The organism is Streptococcus sp. 2_1_36FAA (assembly GCF_000161955.2).
Lineage (GTDB): Bacteria > Bacillota > Bacilli > Lactobacillales > Streptococcaceae > Streptococcus > Streptococcus gordonii.
This window is the reverse complement of record NZ_KI391976.1, coordinates 635,899-652,197: the sequence shown is the minus strand read 5'-3', so window position 1 is coordinate 652,197 and position 16,299 is coordinate 635,899. Positions and strand designations below refer to the sequence as shown.

Below are 16,299 nucleotides of genomic sequence, written 5' to 3'. Positions count from 1 at the left end.
AACTCCGGCAGTAGGACTCGAACCTACGACATCATGATTAACAGTCATGCGCTACTACCAACTGAGCTATGCCGGATAATATAGTCCGTACGGGATTCGAACCCGTGTTACCGCCGTGAAAAGGCGGTGTCTTAACCCCTTGACCAACGGACCATAAACACACAACATAGAACATTATATCAGTTCCTTTCGTTTTGTCAATACTTTTCTATTTATTTTTTTAATCATCTTTTATTGGTAATCTAGTAATTTAGTTATATGTATCAAATGAGTTTGATTTATGGCTAACTTCTCAAAAAAAAGAATCCCAAAATGAGATTCTTTTTGATTTTATTCAGCTGATTTGTTTTCTTCCATTTTTGATTTAATTTCATCATATGAAAGAGCGTGTGACTCTTTATCTTCATCCAATTGATCTTCAGATATTTTCCCGGTTTCATAAATAGATTTAATTTGATTACTATCCAACGTTTCATATTTCAGAAGCGCTTCAGCTATCAATTTATGAGTTTCACGATTTGATTGAATGATTTCTGCTGCTTTGTTACGTGCTTCATTTAAGAGGTCGCGTACTTCAGCATCAACTTCATAGGCAGTCTGCTCAGAGATAGATTTTGGTGGATTATAAGCACCTGGAATCATAGCATGATTTCCTTCATACTGTACGGGACCAAGTTTGTCGCTCATACCATATTCTGTAACCATACTTCGAGCCATTTGTGTTGCCTGTTCGAAGTCATTAGAAGCCCCTGTTGTTTGAACATTAAAGATGATTTCTTCTGCAACCCGTCCACCCATGAGACCTGCTAATTGCTCTTTCATATCTTCTTTAGATAGAAGCATTTGATCTTCCTTAGGCAAGGCAATCATGTATCCTCCCGCACGACCACGAGGTACGATGGTTACCTTATGCACAACACGAGCATTTGAAAGAACCAAACCAACAATTGTATGACCTGCTTCATGATACGCAACGATTTGGCGGTCACGTTCTGAAACTGTCTTATCTTTTTTAGACGGTCCAGCGATAACTCTATCTTCAGCTTCATCGATATCAGAAGCGTCGATTACTTTCTTATTGCGGCGAGCTGCTACCAAGGCTGCTTCATTTAGGACATTCTCAAGATCTGCACCAACAAATCCTGGGGTCTGCTGAGCAACTAATTTCAAATCAACATCTGTAGCCAAAGGTTTGTTTTTAGCATGAACACGTAAGATAGCTTCACGACCTTTGACATCTGGACGACCGACTAAAACTTTTCTGTCAAAACGTCCAGGACGAAGAAGTGCAGGATCCAGCACATCTGAACGGTTTGTTGCAGCGATAACGATAATGCCTTCATTTCCTTCAAAACCATCCATTTCAATAAGAAGTTGGTTTAAAGTTTGTTCTCTCTCATCATTACCACCGCCAAGACCAACACCACGCTGACGACCGACTGCATCAATTTCATCAATAAAGATGATTGCTGGAGCTGCTTTTTTAGCATCTTCAAATAATGAGCGAACACGACTAGCACCAACACCAACAAACATTTCTACAAAATCTGAACCTGAAATACTGAAGAAAGGAACGCCAGCTTCTCCTGCAACTGCTTTAGCAAGAAGAGTTTTACCTGTCCCTGGAGGTCCTTCAAGTAGAACACCAGCAGGGATACGTGCTCCAAGCTTGGTATAACGTTTAGGATCTTTAAGAAATTCAACTACTTCAACCAATTCTTGCTTTTCTTCTTCAGCACCAGCAACATCAGAAAAACGTACTTTGATTGATTCTTTGCTAGCAGCACGCGCTTTGTTGCGACCAAAATTCATCGCACCACGGGCTCCACCGCCACCACTTTGATTCATCATTGAAAAGAAGAAGAATCCGACAATAACAAGTGGAAAGGCAGAAATTAAAATATTAAGCCACATTCCACTTGAGCTTTCACGCTTGATGCTAATCTCTGTCTTGTTTTTAGCTGCTAAATTTTGTAACTCAGAAATAGTTGAATCCGCCGGCAATATGATGCTGGTGAATTTTTTAACTGATAATGAAGGGGATGGGAAAAATTGAATGCCTGTTGTATCTTTCACTTCCTTAGATTTTTTATACGTTCCGGAAATCTCAACAACACTTCCATTTGGCTGGTAACTAATATCTTTTACGTTACCTTTTTCAATTTCTTTAACTAATTCTGTGTAATTAATCTGTTGACTGCGGTTGACAGAATTTCCAGCCATCAAATACTGAAAACCTGTTACCAAGGCAATCACAACTAGAATGTACAGAAGTGGATTTTTTACTAATCCATTATTTTGCTTATTTTTCATTTATATATAGTAAACCTTTTATTTTGTATATACTTCTTCCTTCAAGATACCTACATAAGGTAAATTGCGATAGTTTTCAACATAGTCCAATCCATAGCCAACTACAAATTCATTTGGAATTGTGAAACAGGTATAATCCGCCTCAATTTCAACGAGGCGTCCTTCTGGCTTATCCAAGAGTGTAGCAATTTTAACTGATGCCGCATTTCTATCTTTGAACATTTCACAAAGGCTTTTTAAGGTCTTTCCAGTATCAATGATATCTTCAATAAAAAGAATATCGCGACCAGCAACATCTTGGTCAACATCTTTTTTAATGTTAATTACACCACTGCTAGAAGTTCCACCATGATAGCTAGACACAATCATGAAATCCAATTCAATATGAGTATCAATATGCTTGATCAACTCAGCCATAAAAGGAACCGAACCTTTTAAAACACCAACTAGAATAGGATTCTTCCCATGATAATCTTCTGTTAATTGAGCACCTAGTTTTTTAGCAGCAGCAACTATCTCATCGTGCGAAATCAGTACTTTTTTAATGTCTTTTTCTAACATAATCTTACCTATCTATTTTTTTAATATAAAGAACATCTTTCATTATATCACGTTTCGAGTTCTTACTCAAATCACTTGTTACGATTCCAGCAATCCCTAAAATTTCATTAAATTGTTCCACAATGACAGCTTCATCTCTTTCTTTAAGAGAGTATTTTTCATCTATAAAATAGCGAGCTAGTTTTTTATGGTGACCATTTAATAAAATTCTATCTCCAGACTGTCGGTGACGGAGCACAATAGAAGTTTTACGTGAAACAGGAATCATCTGAACCTCTCCACCAATTAATTCTTTCCCAAAAGAGAAACAATAACCACCTAGTTCAATAATATCTTCAAATTGTAGCAAAATAGCTCCCTTTTTTGAATCAGACTTAGGACCGATTTTCTTAATTTTAAAGGTTTGATAGTCTTGGATGAGCTCATATTGATTTTTAAGATAATGGTGATAGTTGGTTTTAGTATTTACAATATGTAAAATATCATCAAACTGTGCTTTACTTAGTTGTAAATCAGGAAATTTTTCAAGATATTCCTGCAATAAAAAAACTTGAACTTCTCTTTTTTGCTTCCTAAACGTCTGTAAATCCGTCAGATTTAAGTCTTTTGTTAAGCCGGAAAGAGCTTTTTGTAATTGAGCAATTTCTAAACCTAAACCTATAATAGCTTGTTTGATTCTGGGGTTTTCTGTTTCTAAAAGCGGGAAATATTGGTTTCTTACACGATTTCTAAAATAAGTATTTTCAAAATTTGAGGCATCTTCAAAATGAAAAACCGTCGGAAAATCAGTTTTAGAAAATTCCAACAAGGGTCTAATTAACTCGCCACCACCAAAAGGCTGCCTATCTTTCATACCAGACAAATAACGTAAGCGACTTCCACGTAGAATCCGCATAAAAATCGTTTCTGCTTGATCGTCTGCATGATGGGCTGTCACCAAGGCAGTACAATCTTCTTCTTGCATGACTTTTTTGAAAAAATTATAACGAAAATCTCTAGCTGATTTTTCTGAAAAAACTCCAGAAAAACTTGATGTAAGAATCTTTACACCAAGTTTTTGAGCAATTTCTTTTAATTGTTTTTCTTCTTGATCAGCTTCAATTCGTTGTTTATGGTTGATATGAGCCAAGATAAGTTCTATATCCAACTCTTTTTGATACTTATATAAAAGGTTCAATAAGGTCATAGAATCAAGGCCACCAGAAATGGCCAACAAAACTCTTTGATGTTCAATAAAATAAGCTTTTTCTTTACACTGTTTCAAAAATTGCTGCTCAATCATTTCAGCACCTCATAGACATCATTGGCTATTTTTGAAATAGTGTCATAGTTTGAATGATTAGTGAACACCGATATGATAAAAGGTGATTCACTGTAAACAATGGCAACGTCATGTTTGAAATCATAAGCATCACCAATCTTATGAGCAACCTTCACTGGAATATCCTTAGAAATCCTCTGATTATCAAAGTTGGTCTGCGAAAGAGTGTCAATAATAGAACCATTTTGATAATAAATAGCTTCCATTACATTTCCTGCCATTTTAGCAGAGGCATTTCTTTCTTCCACATCCCATTTTCTACCTGCAATGTTTTCAATAGTGGAACGGTAGGTCGAGCTTGATTTATCTGTAACATAGTAACCTAAAATATTGGTTGCGGCGTTATCAGATTCTTTGGCAATATGATTAATGAGATCCTGTACACTGTATTCTTTATTATCCGCTTCTTTGGGTAAACTCCCACTTCCTTCCGTATCATAAGCTCCAGAATAATCATTAACATCCTGAATATATTTTAGTCCTTGTGCAAGTGTAAATTTCCCTTTATTTAATTCTTCTTGAGCATAATAAAGAATTGGCAATTTAGTTACACTGGCAGAATACATCTCTGTATCTTGATTAATTCCTGCCGTTTTTCCTGTATTCAACTGTTTGACATAAATAGAAAAGTCCGCCTGATTATATCGACTAGTTAAGATTTCTTGAACTTTTTCGATGCGATTATCTGTATCTGAAAGATAATCCGCTCTTACCCAACCACTATTTTCAATTTTTGCATATTGGGCTGTTGGTGTTGTAGCTAGTTGAGTGATTTTTACAGAAGTATAGGCTGATTTATTACTATTAATTTTTTTGACACCATTTACATAAGCTTTTTCATAAACTGTAAAACCTGGTTTCAGCCACACTGTTTGATTTGTATCCTCCAAAGCCAAGACAGTATCATCATAAATGGAACGTTTATCAGCAACTACAAACTGACCATTGGATAACTTAAAGAGAGGTAACCCTTGAGAATTGACTACTAATTCAGTCAACTTGAAAGGCTGATTTGGAGATATCTTCCCAGAAATCTTATCTAGTTCTGCAGAAGAAAAAGTTAAAACTTCTTCATAAACATTTGGATTGGTAGGAAGTGTTTGATAATAATTGCTGTAGCTTGTATTGGTCAATTCATACTGTTGACTTGTTGTCAATGGAATATCTTTTTCTGTGCTAATGACTATATTACTGCAAAAGAAAGCCGGTAACAACAATAAAGCTAAGTATTTCCTCATCAATCCTTCCTTTCTGTATTTTTTTCTTCTCTCAATTCTTGATTCTTTTGTGAAAGTTCTTCCAATTTCTCCTCTGAGAAAGTTAAAAATTTCTCCACTGTTTTAACAATATTATCCATGATTACTGTGGTAACAAATCTGGTATATTATAGATTGTCTCTCCTTCTTTAGCATAGAAATATTTTGCTCGAGCGTATTTAGCGGCATAGTCATCATCCTTTAAACGCTTAGATAAGTTTTCCTGATATTCTTTTTCCCTACTCAACTCATCATATTTTTCTTGTAACTCAACAAGCTTTTGCCGGCGTTCTAGAAGGGTTTGATAGGATTGTACTAAATTATAAGTTGGTAAAATGAACAAAAGCATAACTAAAATTAAAACCCAGCCCATAAAACGATTTTTTTTGCGACGTTCTTCTTCTAAGTAGCGTCGACGCTGATTTTCATCCTGAATGTACTGATTATTTAATTGAACAATATTTTTAGACATTTTCTTCTATCCTTGTTTCACTGACAATTTCATACATACTTGCTGCATCTTCTTTTTTGGTACTATCTTTCATTTCTAATACTTTCACAGTGAGTAGTTTATTACCAAAACGAATTTCAACAATATCATCTGTTTTTAAGTCTGTTGAACTCTTGGCTAGAATTCCATTTACTTTTATTCGTCCTTTATCTGCAACTTCTTTTGCAACAGTTCGCCTTTTAATAATTCTTGATACTTTTAGATACTTGTCTAATCTCATATTCCTTACCTCAATTCTCTTAATATTCTACCATGTTTTAAAGAAAATGAAAAAACAAAATCCTCTCAATCCTCTTTTCTTTGTTTTATCTCCACCAACTTTTGACCAAACTGAATTAAATTTTCTAAGATTTCGTAATCCTTTTTCTGACGAACATCAAAAATAACTTCAATTAGTTTGTCGCTTTCTCCTATACGAGCTTTTAAAGTTGTTGCAGCCAAAGCTTCAAAATAATCCTGGGTCAAGAATATTTGCTGTGACATCTTTTCAAATCTAACAACTACGGTCTGCTGTCTGCGTTCTACTAAAGAAACAAAGGATTTATCCAAATATGATTTCAACAGACCAATTTCTAATAAATAGGCGACAACATCTGGATACTCTCCAAAACGATCTATCAATTCTTCCTGTAAATCTTCATAATTTACACTGTTGTCAATTTCACGAATACGTTTGTAAATCTCAATTTTTTGGCGTTCATCTGATATATAGTCACTTGGTAAATAGGCATCAATTTGGAGATTAATTTCTGCATTACTTTTTTGTCTTTTTTGCTCTTTACCTTGTTTCTTGGCAATTGCCTCTTCTAAAAGTTGAGAATACATTTCAAACCCTACTGAATCAATAAATCCTGATTGAGAAGATCCAAGAATGTTTCCTGCTCCTCTAATGGATAAATCTCGCATTGCAATTTTAAATCCTGAACCTAGCTCTGTAAAACCTTTAATTGCTTCTAAACGTTTTTCAGCCACCTCAGTCAAATTTTTATCTGGACGATACATAAAATAAGCATAGGCAATACGATTACTCCGACCTACTCTTCCCCTAAGTTGATACAAGGTTGACAGACCCATATGATCAGCATTTTCTATAAATAAAGTATTTGCATTTGGAATATCAACTCCTGTTTCAATAATGGTAGTTGTAACCAAGACATCATATTCTCCATTTATAAAGTCAATTAGAGTATTCTCCAAGCGAATTTCACTCATCTGACCATGAACGTAACCAATATTGGCTTCTGGAATTAACTCTTTTAATTCAGCTACTTTTTGCTCAATTGTGTCAACTTTATTGTAAAGATAGTAAACTTGTCCTCCACGATCTATTTCTCTTAAAATTGCATCTCGAATGATAGTTGGATTACTTTCTAAAACATAAGTTTGAACTGGATAACGATTGGTCGGAGGAGTTTCAATGACTGATAAGTCTCGAATACCTAACATTGACATGTGTAAGGTACGAGGAATAGGAGTAGCAGTTAAAGTTAAGACATCAACTTTTGTTTTTAATTCTTTTAGTTTCTCCTTATGCTTAACTCCAAAACGCTGTTCCTCATCAATAACTATCAGACCTAAATCTGCAAATTCAACATCCTGTGATAAGAGCCTGTGAGTCCCAATAATGATATCCACTTGACCTTTTTTCAAACCTTCTAAAGTCTCATTCTGCTCTGCCTTTGTCCTAAAGCGACTTAGAACATCAACATTAACAGCAAAGTCATTAAAACGTTCTTTAAAATTTGTATAATGTTGCTGAGCAAGTACAGTTGTTGGCACCAAAATTGCAACCTGCTTATGATCATTAACAGCTTTAAAAGCCGCCCGCATTGCTACTTCAGTTTTACCAAAACCAACATCTCCTACCAATAGGCGATCCATTGGTTGCTTGCTTTCCATGTCCTTTTTTATTTCTTGAATACTTCGTAATTGATCCTCTGTTTCAACATAAGGAAAATCATTATCAAATTCAATCTGATTTTCGTCATCACTAGAAAAGGAAAAACCTTCTAGCTGGCTCCTCTCGGCATACAATTTAATTAAATCATCTGCAATATCTTCCACTTGATGCTGAACTTTTTGTTTTGTCTTTTGAAAACGACCATCATTTAACTTATTGACTTTTGGTGTCTTTCCGTCACTTGCTACATATTTTGATAAGAGTTGGATTTGGTCAACTGGAATCGATACTCGATCAGCATTTTGGTATTGAATGGTTACGTAATCTCGATGAATACCAGAAATTTCAATGGTTTCAATTCCTAGATATCGCCCAATACCATGTATGTTATGGACAACATAATCTCCTTTTTCTAACTCATTATAATCCTTTAATCGCTCTGCATTAGATATATTTTGCCGTCTTACACGTCTTTTAACTTTCTTTTGGAAAATTTCATATTCTGTAATTAATACAAGCTTTTGATCAACAAAATTAAATCCCTGGTTTAAATTTCCTTGTATAAGTTGCACTGAATTTTTATGGATTTCTTTATCATTTATATACTCTACTTGAATATCGTATTCTTGTAAAGTTTTATGTAAAGATTGTAAAGAAGATAATGAAGATGCTTGCAGGATTACTGTAGAACCTGCCTTTTTATAGCGGTCAATTTCATCTTTCAATAAAAGAAATTGACTAAAAAATTCCTGCATAGGGTATTGATTAAATTGATAAAGAAAATCAAATTTTAAGTTACCTAAGCCTTTGTGAAAATTTGAAAGAAAAGTAGAAGGTTTGTAATTTCTAAAATCTGGATAAGCATTAACAAAATATTTCTGATTTGAAACAGCTTTACTAGATTGTAAACCTTCTGTCAAAATAGTTGCAGCTTCCATTTCAAATTGTGCATTTCGCTCCATGATTTTTTGAAAATCATCAAAGAAAATAGGAGTATGTTTTGGAAGATAATCTAGAATAGTCCATTCTTTCTCATAAAAATAGGATAAAAATTTTCGAGAATCTGGATGAAGTTGACGTTTTTTAACATCCTGTAAGATCTCTTCAAGATAAGATTTTAGATGGTTATCTTGACTTGCTTTTACTGCCTCTTCTATTTTTTTCTGAGCTCTTAGATAATCTTCATCCGATAACAATATATCGTTTGCAGGATGAATTAAAACTTGATTTAAATTTTCAATAGAAGTTTGGCTTTCTGAATCAAAAATACGTATTCCATCAATCTCATCTCCGAAAAATTCTAAGCGGTAAGGAGAAATACTATCTTTATCAAAAATATCTAGGATATCACCTCTTAAACTGAACTCACCCTGATTAAAAACTTGTGATTCTTTTCTATAACCAATCTTAATCAAAAAGTTTACAAGGGTATCAAGGTTATATTCTTGACCAACTTTTAGTTCTATAATTGAAGATTTTAATTCATTTGGATTTGGCAAAAAAAGGCGACTAGCTGAAAGATTTGTGACTAGAATACCTGACTCATTGTCATCTAATAAAAAATTTAATGCTCCAATCCGAGTATATATTTTCTCTTGAGACGAGAAGATAAATTCAGCCATAGGTGCATCGTCAGCTAAAAAATTATATACTTTTTCCTCACCTAACAAAGAAATCAAGTCACTAGATAACTTTTCTGCTTCACTATAACCTGATGTCATAACGAGAATTTTTTGATGTTCATCAAGAGCAGAGGCTATTGCAAGTGCCTTAGTGGAACCAGACAACCCCATTAGTAACTGTCTAGTCTTTTGATTTAGATTTTTTTTCCAATCTAAAATTTGCTGGTTTTGACAAAATAAATCAATCAAGTTCATTTTATTATCCATTATACTTCTGCATTGCTTGTTCAAAATTGCCTGATTGTAAATAATAATTTACAGCATTGTCAACCTTATCAAGAGTGTTCAAAATAGTTATATAATCATCTCTATCGAATTTTCCTAAAACATGATGAACCACTGTCATACCTTCTTTGGGACGACCAATACCTATTTTAACTCGTTTAAAATCTTGAGTACCTATATGTTTAATAATTGATTTAATCCCATTATGGCCGCCTGCTGAACCTTTTGCACGTAAACGAATCTTACCAACTTCCATATCTAAATCATCATATATTACAAGTAAATCTTCAACTTCTAAACCGTAATATGTTAACAAAGCATGAACTGCTTTTCCACTTTCATTCATAAAAGTTGTTGGTTTGATAAAATATACCTTTTCACCATTTAAGAATGTTGAAGCGATTTCTGACTGAAAAATTTTATCAACTGTAAACTTTAAATTTAAATCTTTACATAACTTGTCAACTAGCATAAAACCAACATTGTGTTTCGTTTCAAAATATTTTTCTCCCGGATTTCCTAATCCAACAATTAATTTTGTCATTCTTATCCTTTCAAAGCTTAAAAGGGTTGGAAATTTTTTTCCAACCTACTCTTTATTCCATTTATACTTTCTTTTACACATTAAATCGGAATTCCATAATATCGCCATCTTGAACGATATATTCTTTTCCTTCTTCACGTAAACGACCAGCTTCTTTCACTGCTTTTTCACTTCCATAATGCAGTAAATCATCATAAGACATGGTTACCGCTCGGATGAAACCTTTCTCAAAATCTGAGTGGATGATGCCTGCTGCTTGAGGGGCTTTCATTCCACGTTTGAAGGTCCAAGCGCGAACTTCTTTTTCACCAGCTGTAAAGTATGTTCCAAGTCCCAACAGGTGGTAAGCTGCTCTGGTCAGTTTATCCACACCTGATTCAGTCAAGCCAATAGCTTCTAAAAATTCTGATTTATCTTCATCATCCAATTCAGAAATTTCCTCTTCAGCACGCGCTGAAATGACTACAACTTCTGCATTTTCTGTTGCTGCAAATTCCCGAATTTGCTTTACATAGTCAATATTATCTGGATCAGCCACCTCATCTTCACTGACATTGGCCACATAAAGCACAGGTTTAGTCGTTAAGAGAAAGAGCCCTTTAACGATCTTCTGTTCTTCTTCTGTAAACTCAATTGTCCGAGCTGAGATACCATCTTCGAGAACTGGCTTAATTTTCTGTAACACATTAAATTCCGCCACAGAATCCTTATCTTTTTGAGTTCTTGCCATCTTCTCTACACGCGCATAACGTTTGTTGATACTTTCTAAGTCTGCTAAAATCAATTCTAAATTGATTGTTTCAATATCTGCCATTGGATCAACAAAATCAGACTCACGACCCTGTTCCCTCATGACATTTTCATCATCAAAAGCTCGTACAACGTGGACAATAGCATCTACTTCGCGGATATTGGCCAAGAATTTATTTCCAAGTCCTTCTCCTTTTGAAGCACCTTTCACAATTCCAGCAATATCTGTAAATTCAAAAGTTGTTGGAACTTTTTTCTGTGGTTTGATGAGCTCTGTTAATTTATCAAGACGTGCATCCGGAACTTCCACTCTTCCAACATTAGGGTCAATTGTTGCAAAAGGATAGTTTGCTGCTTCTGCCCCCGCTTTTGTAATTGCATTAAATAAAGTTGATTTGCCGACATTAGGTAATCCGACAATTCCTGCTGTTAAAGCCATTTAGCTCTTCCTTTCATCTTTTCAATTCAAATTATTATACCATAAAACAGGCTAAGTCTGTAGAGGAAAATATAAACAAAAAAACACTCAATTAATTGAGTGTTAACGACTCCGGCAGTAGGACTCGAACCTACGACATCATGATTAACAGTCATGCGCTACTACCAACTGAGCTATGCCGGATAATATAGTCCGTACGGGATTCGAACCCGTGTTACCGCCGTGAAAAGGCGGTGTCTTAACCCCTTGACCAACGGACCATATATGTCTTGCAAGAAGACATATTTTATTATACCAGTTTATCTCGCTTTGTCAACAGTTTTATTTTTTATTTTCTTCTTTTTTACTTTTAGCTTTCAGTATTTCTTTCAAGTATCTGACACGTAATCGAGAAATTGGTGAGCGATGACCATCATAATATAAAACATCTTTTGTCTTTTTGTCGTATCCACTAATGTTGCTAATATTAGATAGGTATGACTTATGTGGTGAGAAAAAATATCCAAGTTCTTTATCTTGTTCTTGAATTTCTGCTATAGTCCCATAAAATTCCTTAAAGAAATTTTTTCCAACAACTCTTAATTTATAAGGACTTCCTGTCGTCTCAATATATAGAATATCCCTAAAAGGAATTCGAATTTCGTTTCCTCTAAAACTATACTCAAAAAAGTCAACAATATCTGTATTTTCAATTAAATTATTTCGTGTATAAACGATGCAATCTTTAACTCTTTTCTTAAAAGAATTATCATTTATGTCTTTATCTATAAAATCTAACGCTGATACTTTATACTTAAAAGTTAAAGTCGCAAATTCTGAATGACTCGTGACAAAAACAATGATAGCATAGGGATTATGTTGGCGTATAAATTGCGCCATTTCTAGACCTTTTTGTTCTTCTCCTTTGATATCTATATCTAAGAAATAGAGTTGATTTACCTCGTCTGACTCAACATATTCTTTAAATTCATGAATTTTTCCTGTTACTTTTGCTTTAATTTCAAGATTTAGTTCGCGAGAAATTTCTTCGAAGACATTTTCAATTCTAACTTGATGTTCAATAGTATCCTCTAGCACTAATACTTTCATATTTGTTCCTTTCTTTTAAATCTTACAACTTGTATAAAATAATTTGTTTCTATATCTGTTTCCAGAATAACTTCATCATATTTGTCAATAATTTCTTTGACATTATTTAAACCTAATCCTCGATTTTCTCCTTTTGTTGAGAAGCCTACTTCATAAATTTCTTCTAAATTAATGTAACGGCTTTGACGAGAATTCTGAATTACAAAAACAATTTCTTTATCTAGCTTTACTAAAGACACGTTCATTGTTTTTGAGGGACTTTCAGCTGCCCCTTCAACCGCATTATTGAGCAATACACTAGCTACTCGAACTAAATCTAAAAGTTTCATAGGTAATGTCTCAATAACATCCTTCATTTCAAATACGATCTCTACTCCACACTCTCGAGCCTTAAATATAGTTTGAATTAACACACTTCTCAAGGCAGTGTCTTGAACATTATTTACCTCAAAAAAAGTATAGTCATCTGATCGAAGGGAAATATTAGCTTGACTTAAAACATTATGAAAGATTCGCTCTACTTCTTTCATATCACCTGAGTTAATTCCGGTTTGCAAACTTGTTAACATACCAGCATAATCGTGACGAAAACCTCGAATTTCGTTATAAAGACCTACAATTTCATCTGTATAAAGTTGTAGTTGTCTTTGTTCTTCCTTTTTTTGCTGAATTTCTTTAGCTTTTTCATATTGTTCACGAGCAGACTTCAGATAAAATAAGGTCGACAAAAACATAATAAATCCTATAGTTGCAATCATACTAGCAAAGCTATTAAGATGTGCATTTTCGCTGAACCAATGAGAAATATTTAATAAGATATGGATTACTATATATGACTTATTAACATTATATAGATCTTTTTTATAAATTGGTTCTTTATAGTACTCAAAATAAAAGTCAAAAAAATCAACAACCTTTAAAATAATAAACAAAGATAAAAGATTAATTATAATGTAAAAAATATCATAATGTTGTTTTACAAAAGAATCTCCTGTTATTGAAGAAATAATGACAGAGAAAAAAGTTTCTGATGTCTCCACAGATAAATAGATGACAAATGATAAAAACAAATTCAAGTAATTATCATACTCTTTTCTTTTAAGAAAATATTTGTAGAAAATAAGGGGTTGAATAAATAGGAAAATATAGTGGAAAATACTACTTATTACATCTCCAAAACTTGGAATTTCAATAAGAATTGAAGAAATAATTGAAATTCCAAAAACAATACTAAAGAATAAACCAATAAATTTTATATCTATCTTTTTACTCTGCATAATTTTCTTATGAAATATCTCATAAGAAACAACTTGTATAATAGTTGGAAAAAATGCAATTATTATCTTCAAAATCATCTTTAACCCCTAAAATTATTTTCTTTTTAAAAAAATATCTCTCCAAATTGAATTATTAATCCTATGTCGAATATCTCCACCAGTAACTTGCTCTAATTTTCTTTCTGTCAAAATTTCAAATTGTTGTAACTCTTTTGGCAATAAATTTTGTTTGTTTTTCTTTTTCATAAAAATATCTCCTAATAATTTTTTGTAAAGTTAACTTACAAGATTATTATACAGGGAGATTTCCCAAATATAGAAAATCAGCTTCATATGCAAGTAAATATAACTGAAATGTCATTTTTAAAAATTTTATTAAAAAAAGAGTGCGCTTGAGCGCACCCTCAATCTTATCTGATCCCAGCAAGATTCGAACTTGCGACCGTTCGCTTAGAAGGCGAATGCTCTATCCAGCTGAGCTATGGGACCATACTTTATTATTGTAACAAAAAGACCGTATAGCGTCAAGATTCATTTATGATAAGGACTTCCTTGCTGAATCATAAAAGCACGATAAATTTGCTCCATTAAAACTAAACGCATTAATTGATGAGGTAGGGTTAATTGACCAAAACTCATCAAAAGATTTGCTCTTTCTTTTACTTTAGGAGATAAGCCTAAGCTACCACCAATAATAAAAGTGATATCTGAAAAACCTCGAACTGAAGCATCTTCAATAACTTTACTAAATTTTTCAGAAGGAAATTGCTGACCTTCAATAGCTAAAACAATAACAAATTCACGATCTAATACTTTAGATAAAATTCGTTCCCCTTCTTTCGACAGAATTTGTTGGTTCTCTAATGGACTTGCTTTATCTGGTGTTTTTTCATCAGCTAATTCAATTATCTCTACTTTCGTAAAACGACTGAGTCGTTTTGAGTATTCTGCAATCCCTTCTTTAAGGTATTTCTCTTTTAGTTTTCCAACTGTTACAAGCTTTATTTTCATAATTTCATTTTATCATATTCACACTTTATTCACACCATTTCAATGAGAAATTTTTACCTCATCTATAGATTTTCTAATAAAAATTAACGTTTTTTCTAAGTTTTCCACAAACTGTGGAAAAGTGATTATTTTTAAGATATAATTAAGTTATCGGTTCTATACTTACAGCAATTTGAAATATTAGGAGGAAGATATGAAAAACTCTTCAAATTTCTTCAAAAAAACATTGCAAATTTTCATTGTTTTGTTAGTTGGTTTTATAGGTGGTGTTGCTGGAACATGGGGATTTTCTTATTTTTCAACACCTCATTCAGCCACAAATAATAATCAGAAAACAGCGACTACAGTAACAACATCCTATAAAAATAGTAATTCTACAACAAAGGCTGTTGATAAAGTAAAAGATGCTGTTGTCTCTGTCATTACATATTCTGAATCTAATTCGGATACTATTTTTGACAACAATAATTCAGGAAATGAAAATGATCAGGTAGCTAGCGAAGGATCTGGTGTTATCTATAGAAAAGATAAAGACTATGCTTACTTAGTTACCAATACACACGTTATCAATGGTGCAAAAAAAGTTGATATCCGTCTTGCTGATGGGAATAAGGTTCCTGGTGAAATAGTCGGGACTGATACATATTCTGATATTTCTGTAGTCAGAATTCCTGCCGATAAGGTTAAAAATGTAGCAGAATTTGGAGATTCTAGTAAATTAACCGTTGGAGAAACTGCCATTGCAATCGGAAGTCCTCTTGGTTCTGATTATGCTAATACAGTAACTCAGGGAATTGTTTCTAGTCTAAGCCGTAATGTTTCTTCACGATCAGAAGATGGTCAGACAATTGCTACCCAAGCTATTCAAACTGATGCAGCAATTAATCCAGGTAACTCTGGTGGTCCTCTTGTAAACATTCAAGGTCAAGTTATTGGTATTACCTCTAGTAAAATTGCTAACACCAATAATGGTAGTACTTCTGTTGAAGGTATGGGATTTGCAATCCCATCCAATGATGTTGTAAATATCATTGAACAATTAGAAAAGAATGGTAAAGTCATTCGACCAGCTCTAGGAATTCAAATGGTCAACTTAAGTAGTTTGTCTTCTTCAAGCTCTGATCGATTAAAACTTCCAGACAATGTTAAAAATGGTGTCGTTGTTCGTTCCACACAAACTGGAATGCCTGCTGATGGTAAGTTACAAAAATATGATGTGATTACAAAAATTGATGATACAGAAATATCATCTGCTAGCGATATCCAATCAGCTCTTTATAAACATTCAATTAATGAAGAAATTAAAGTTACTTATTATCGTGATGGAAAAGAGCAAACAACAACTATTAAACTAACTAAATCAACTGATGATTTAAGTTCTGAATAAATACCATTTACAAGACTGTCAACACACCTTTAC

Annotated in this window: 15 protein-coding genes and 5 tRNA genes; 1 reads left to right on the top strand and 19 read right to left on the bottom strand. The window is 33.4% G+C overall.

Annotation, left to right across the window (positions count from 1 at the left end):
- Window positions 1-2 precede the first annotated feature (2 nt).
- The 19 genes from HMPREF0847_RS10930 to rlmH form a co-directional block, all read right to left on the bottom strand.
- Window positions 3-76 (bottom strand) — tRNA-Asn (locus HMPREF0847_RS10930).
- Between the two features lie 5 nt (window positions 77-81).
- A tRNA-Glu gene (locus HMPREF0847_RS10925) sits at window positions 82-153 on the bottom strand.
- 177 nt (window positions 154-330) lie between these two features.
- Window positions 331-2,313 carry an ATP-dependent zinc metalloprotease FtsH gene (gene ftsH / locus HMPREF0847_RS10920; protein WP_008808022.1) on the bottom strand — a complete coding sequence of 661 codons (1,983 nt, stop codon included), beginning with the start codon at window positions 2,311-2,313 and terminating at the stop codon, window positions 331-333.
- Between the two features lie 18 nt (window positions 2,314-2,331).
- Window positions 2,332-2,874, bottom strand: a complete 543-nt coding sequence (gene hpt, locus HMPREF0847_RS10915; RefSeq protein WP_008808023.1) for a hypoxanthine phosphoribosyltransferase — start codon at window positions 2,872-2,874, stop codon at window positions 2,332-2,334.
- A gap of 4 nt (window positions 2,875-2,878) precedes the next feature.
- Window positions 2,879-4,156 carry a tRNA lysidine(34) synthetase TilS gene (gene tilS / locus HMPREF0847_RS10910; protein WP_008808024.1) on the bottom strand — a complete coding sequence of 426 codons (1,278 nt, stop codon included), beginning with the start codon at window positions 4,154-4,156 and terminating at the stop codon, window positions 2,879-2,881.
- Window positions 4,153-5,433, bottom strand: coding sequence for a serine hydrolase (locus tag HMPREF0847_RS10905; RefSeq protein WP_008808025.1), 1,281 nt, complete (start codon window positions 5,431-5,433; stop codon window positions 4,153-4,155). The genes tilS and HMPREF0847_RS10905 overlap by 4 nt, the downstream gene beginning before the upstream one ends.
- The gene (locus HMPREF0847_RS11400) at window positions 5,433-5,552 is read right to left on the bottom strand and encodes an SP_0009 family protein (protein WP_037622626.1); all 120 of its coding nucleotides are present in this window, start codon (window positions 5,550-5,552) and stop codon (window positions 5,433-5,435) included. Before HMPREF0847_RS11400 ends, HMPREF0847_RS10905 begins: the two co-directional genes overlap by 1 nt.
- A gap of 2 nt (window positions 5,553-5,554) precedes the next feature.
- On the bottom strand, window positions 5,555-5,923 hold the full coding sequence (locus HMPREF0847_RS10895; RefSeq protein ID WP_008808026.1) for an FtsB family cell division protein: 369 nt from the start codon (window positions 5,921-5,923) through the stop codon (window positions 5,555-5,557).
- Window positions 5,916-6,182: an RNA-binding S4 domain-containing protein gene (locus tag HMPREF0847_RS10890; protein WP_008808027.1), complete on the bottom strand. Its 267-nt coding sequence runs from the start codon at window positions 6,180-6,182 to the stop codon at window positions 5,916-5,918. The genes HMPREF0847_RS10895 and HMPREF0847_RS10890 overlap by 8 nt, the downstream gene beginning before the upstream one ends.
- A 65-nt stretch (window positions 6,183-6,247) precedes the next feature.
- Window positions 6,248-9,751 (bottom strand): transcription-repair coupling factor, encoded by a 3,504-nt coding sequence (mfd, locus tag HMPREF0847_RS10885; protein WP_008808028.1) that lies wholly within the window; start codon window positions 9,749-9,751, stop codon window positions 6,248-6,250.
- Window positions 9,744-10,313: an aminoacyl-tRNA hydrolase gene (pth, locus tag HMPREF0847_RS10880; protein WP_008808029.1), complete on the bottom strand. Its 570-nt coding sequence runs from the start codon at window positions 10,311-10,313 to the stop codon at window positions 9,744-9,746. Before pth ends, mfd begins: the two co-directional genes overlap by 8 nt.
- Window positions 10,314-10,386: 73 nt before the next feature.
- Complete coding sequence (gene ychF, locus HMPREF0847_RS10875; RefSeq protein ID WP_008808030.1) at window positions 10,387-11,502, bottom strand: redox-regulated ATPase YchF; 1,116 nt, start codon at window positions 11,500-11,502, stop codon at window positions 10,387-10,389.
- Between the two features lie 109 nt (window positions 11,503-11,611).
- Window positions 11,612-11,685, bottom strand: a tRNA-Asn gene (locus HMPREF0847_RS10870).
- A gap of 5 nt (window positions 11,686-11,690) precedes the next feature.
- Window positions 11,691-11,762, bottom strand: a tRNA-Glu gene (locus HMPREF0847_RS10865).
- Window positions 11,763-11,823: 61 nt separating this feature from the next.
- Window positions 11,824-12,591, bottom strand: a complete 768-nt coding sequence (gene comE, locus HMPREF0847_RS10860) for a competence system response regulator transcription factor ComE (RefSeq protein WP_008808031.1) — start codon at window positions 12,589-12,591, stop codon at window positions 11,824-11,826.
- On the bottom strand, window positions 12,588-13,946 hold the full coding sequence (gene comD / locus HMPREF0847_RS10855; RefSeq protein ID WP_008808032.1) for a competence system sensor histidine kinase ComD: 1,359 nt from the start codon (window positions 13,944-13,946) through the stop codon (window positions 12,588-12,590). Before comD ends, comE begins: the two co-directional genes overlap by 4 nt.
- A 15-nt stretch (window positions 13,947-13,961) precedes the next feature.
- Window positions 13,962-14,114, bottom strand: coding sequence for a bacteriocin (locus tag HMPREF0847_RS10850; protein WP_008808033.1), 153 nt, complete (start codon window positions 14,112-14,114; stop codon window positions 13,962-13,964).
- Between the two features lie 169 nt (window positions 14,115-14,283).
- Window positions 14,284-14,357 (bottom strand) — tRNA-Arg (locus HMPREF0847_RS10845).
- A gap of 42 nt (window positions 14,358-14,399) precedes the next feature.
- Window positions 14,400-14,879, bottom strand: coding sequence for a 23S rRNA (pseudouridine(1915)-N(3))-methyltransferase RlmH (gene rlmH / locus HMPREF0847_RS10840; protein WP_008808034.1), 480 nt, complete (start codon window positions 14,877-14,879; stop codon window positions 14,400-14,402).
- Between the two features lie 193 nt (window positions 14,880-15,072).
- On the opposite strand from rlmH, the gene HMPREF0847_RS10835 reads away from it, so the two are divergent.
- Window positions 15,073-16,266: a S1C family serine protease gene (locus HMPREF0847_RS10835; RefSeq protein WP_008808035.1), complete on the top strand. Its 1,194-nt coding sequence runs from the start codon at window positions 15,073-15,075 to the stop codon at window positions 16,264-16,266.
- The last annotated feature ends 33 nt before the right edge of the window (window positions 16,267-16,299 follow it).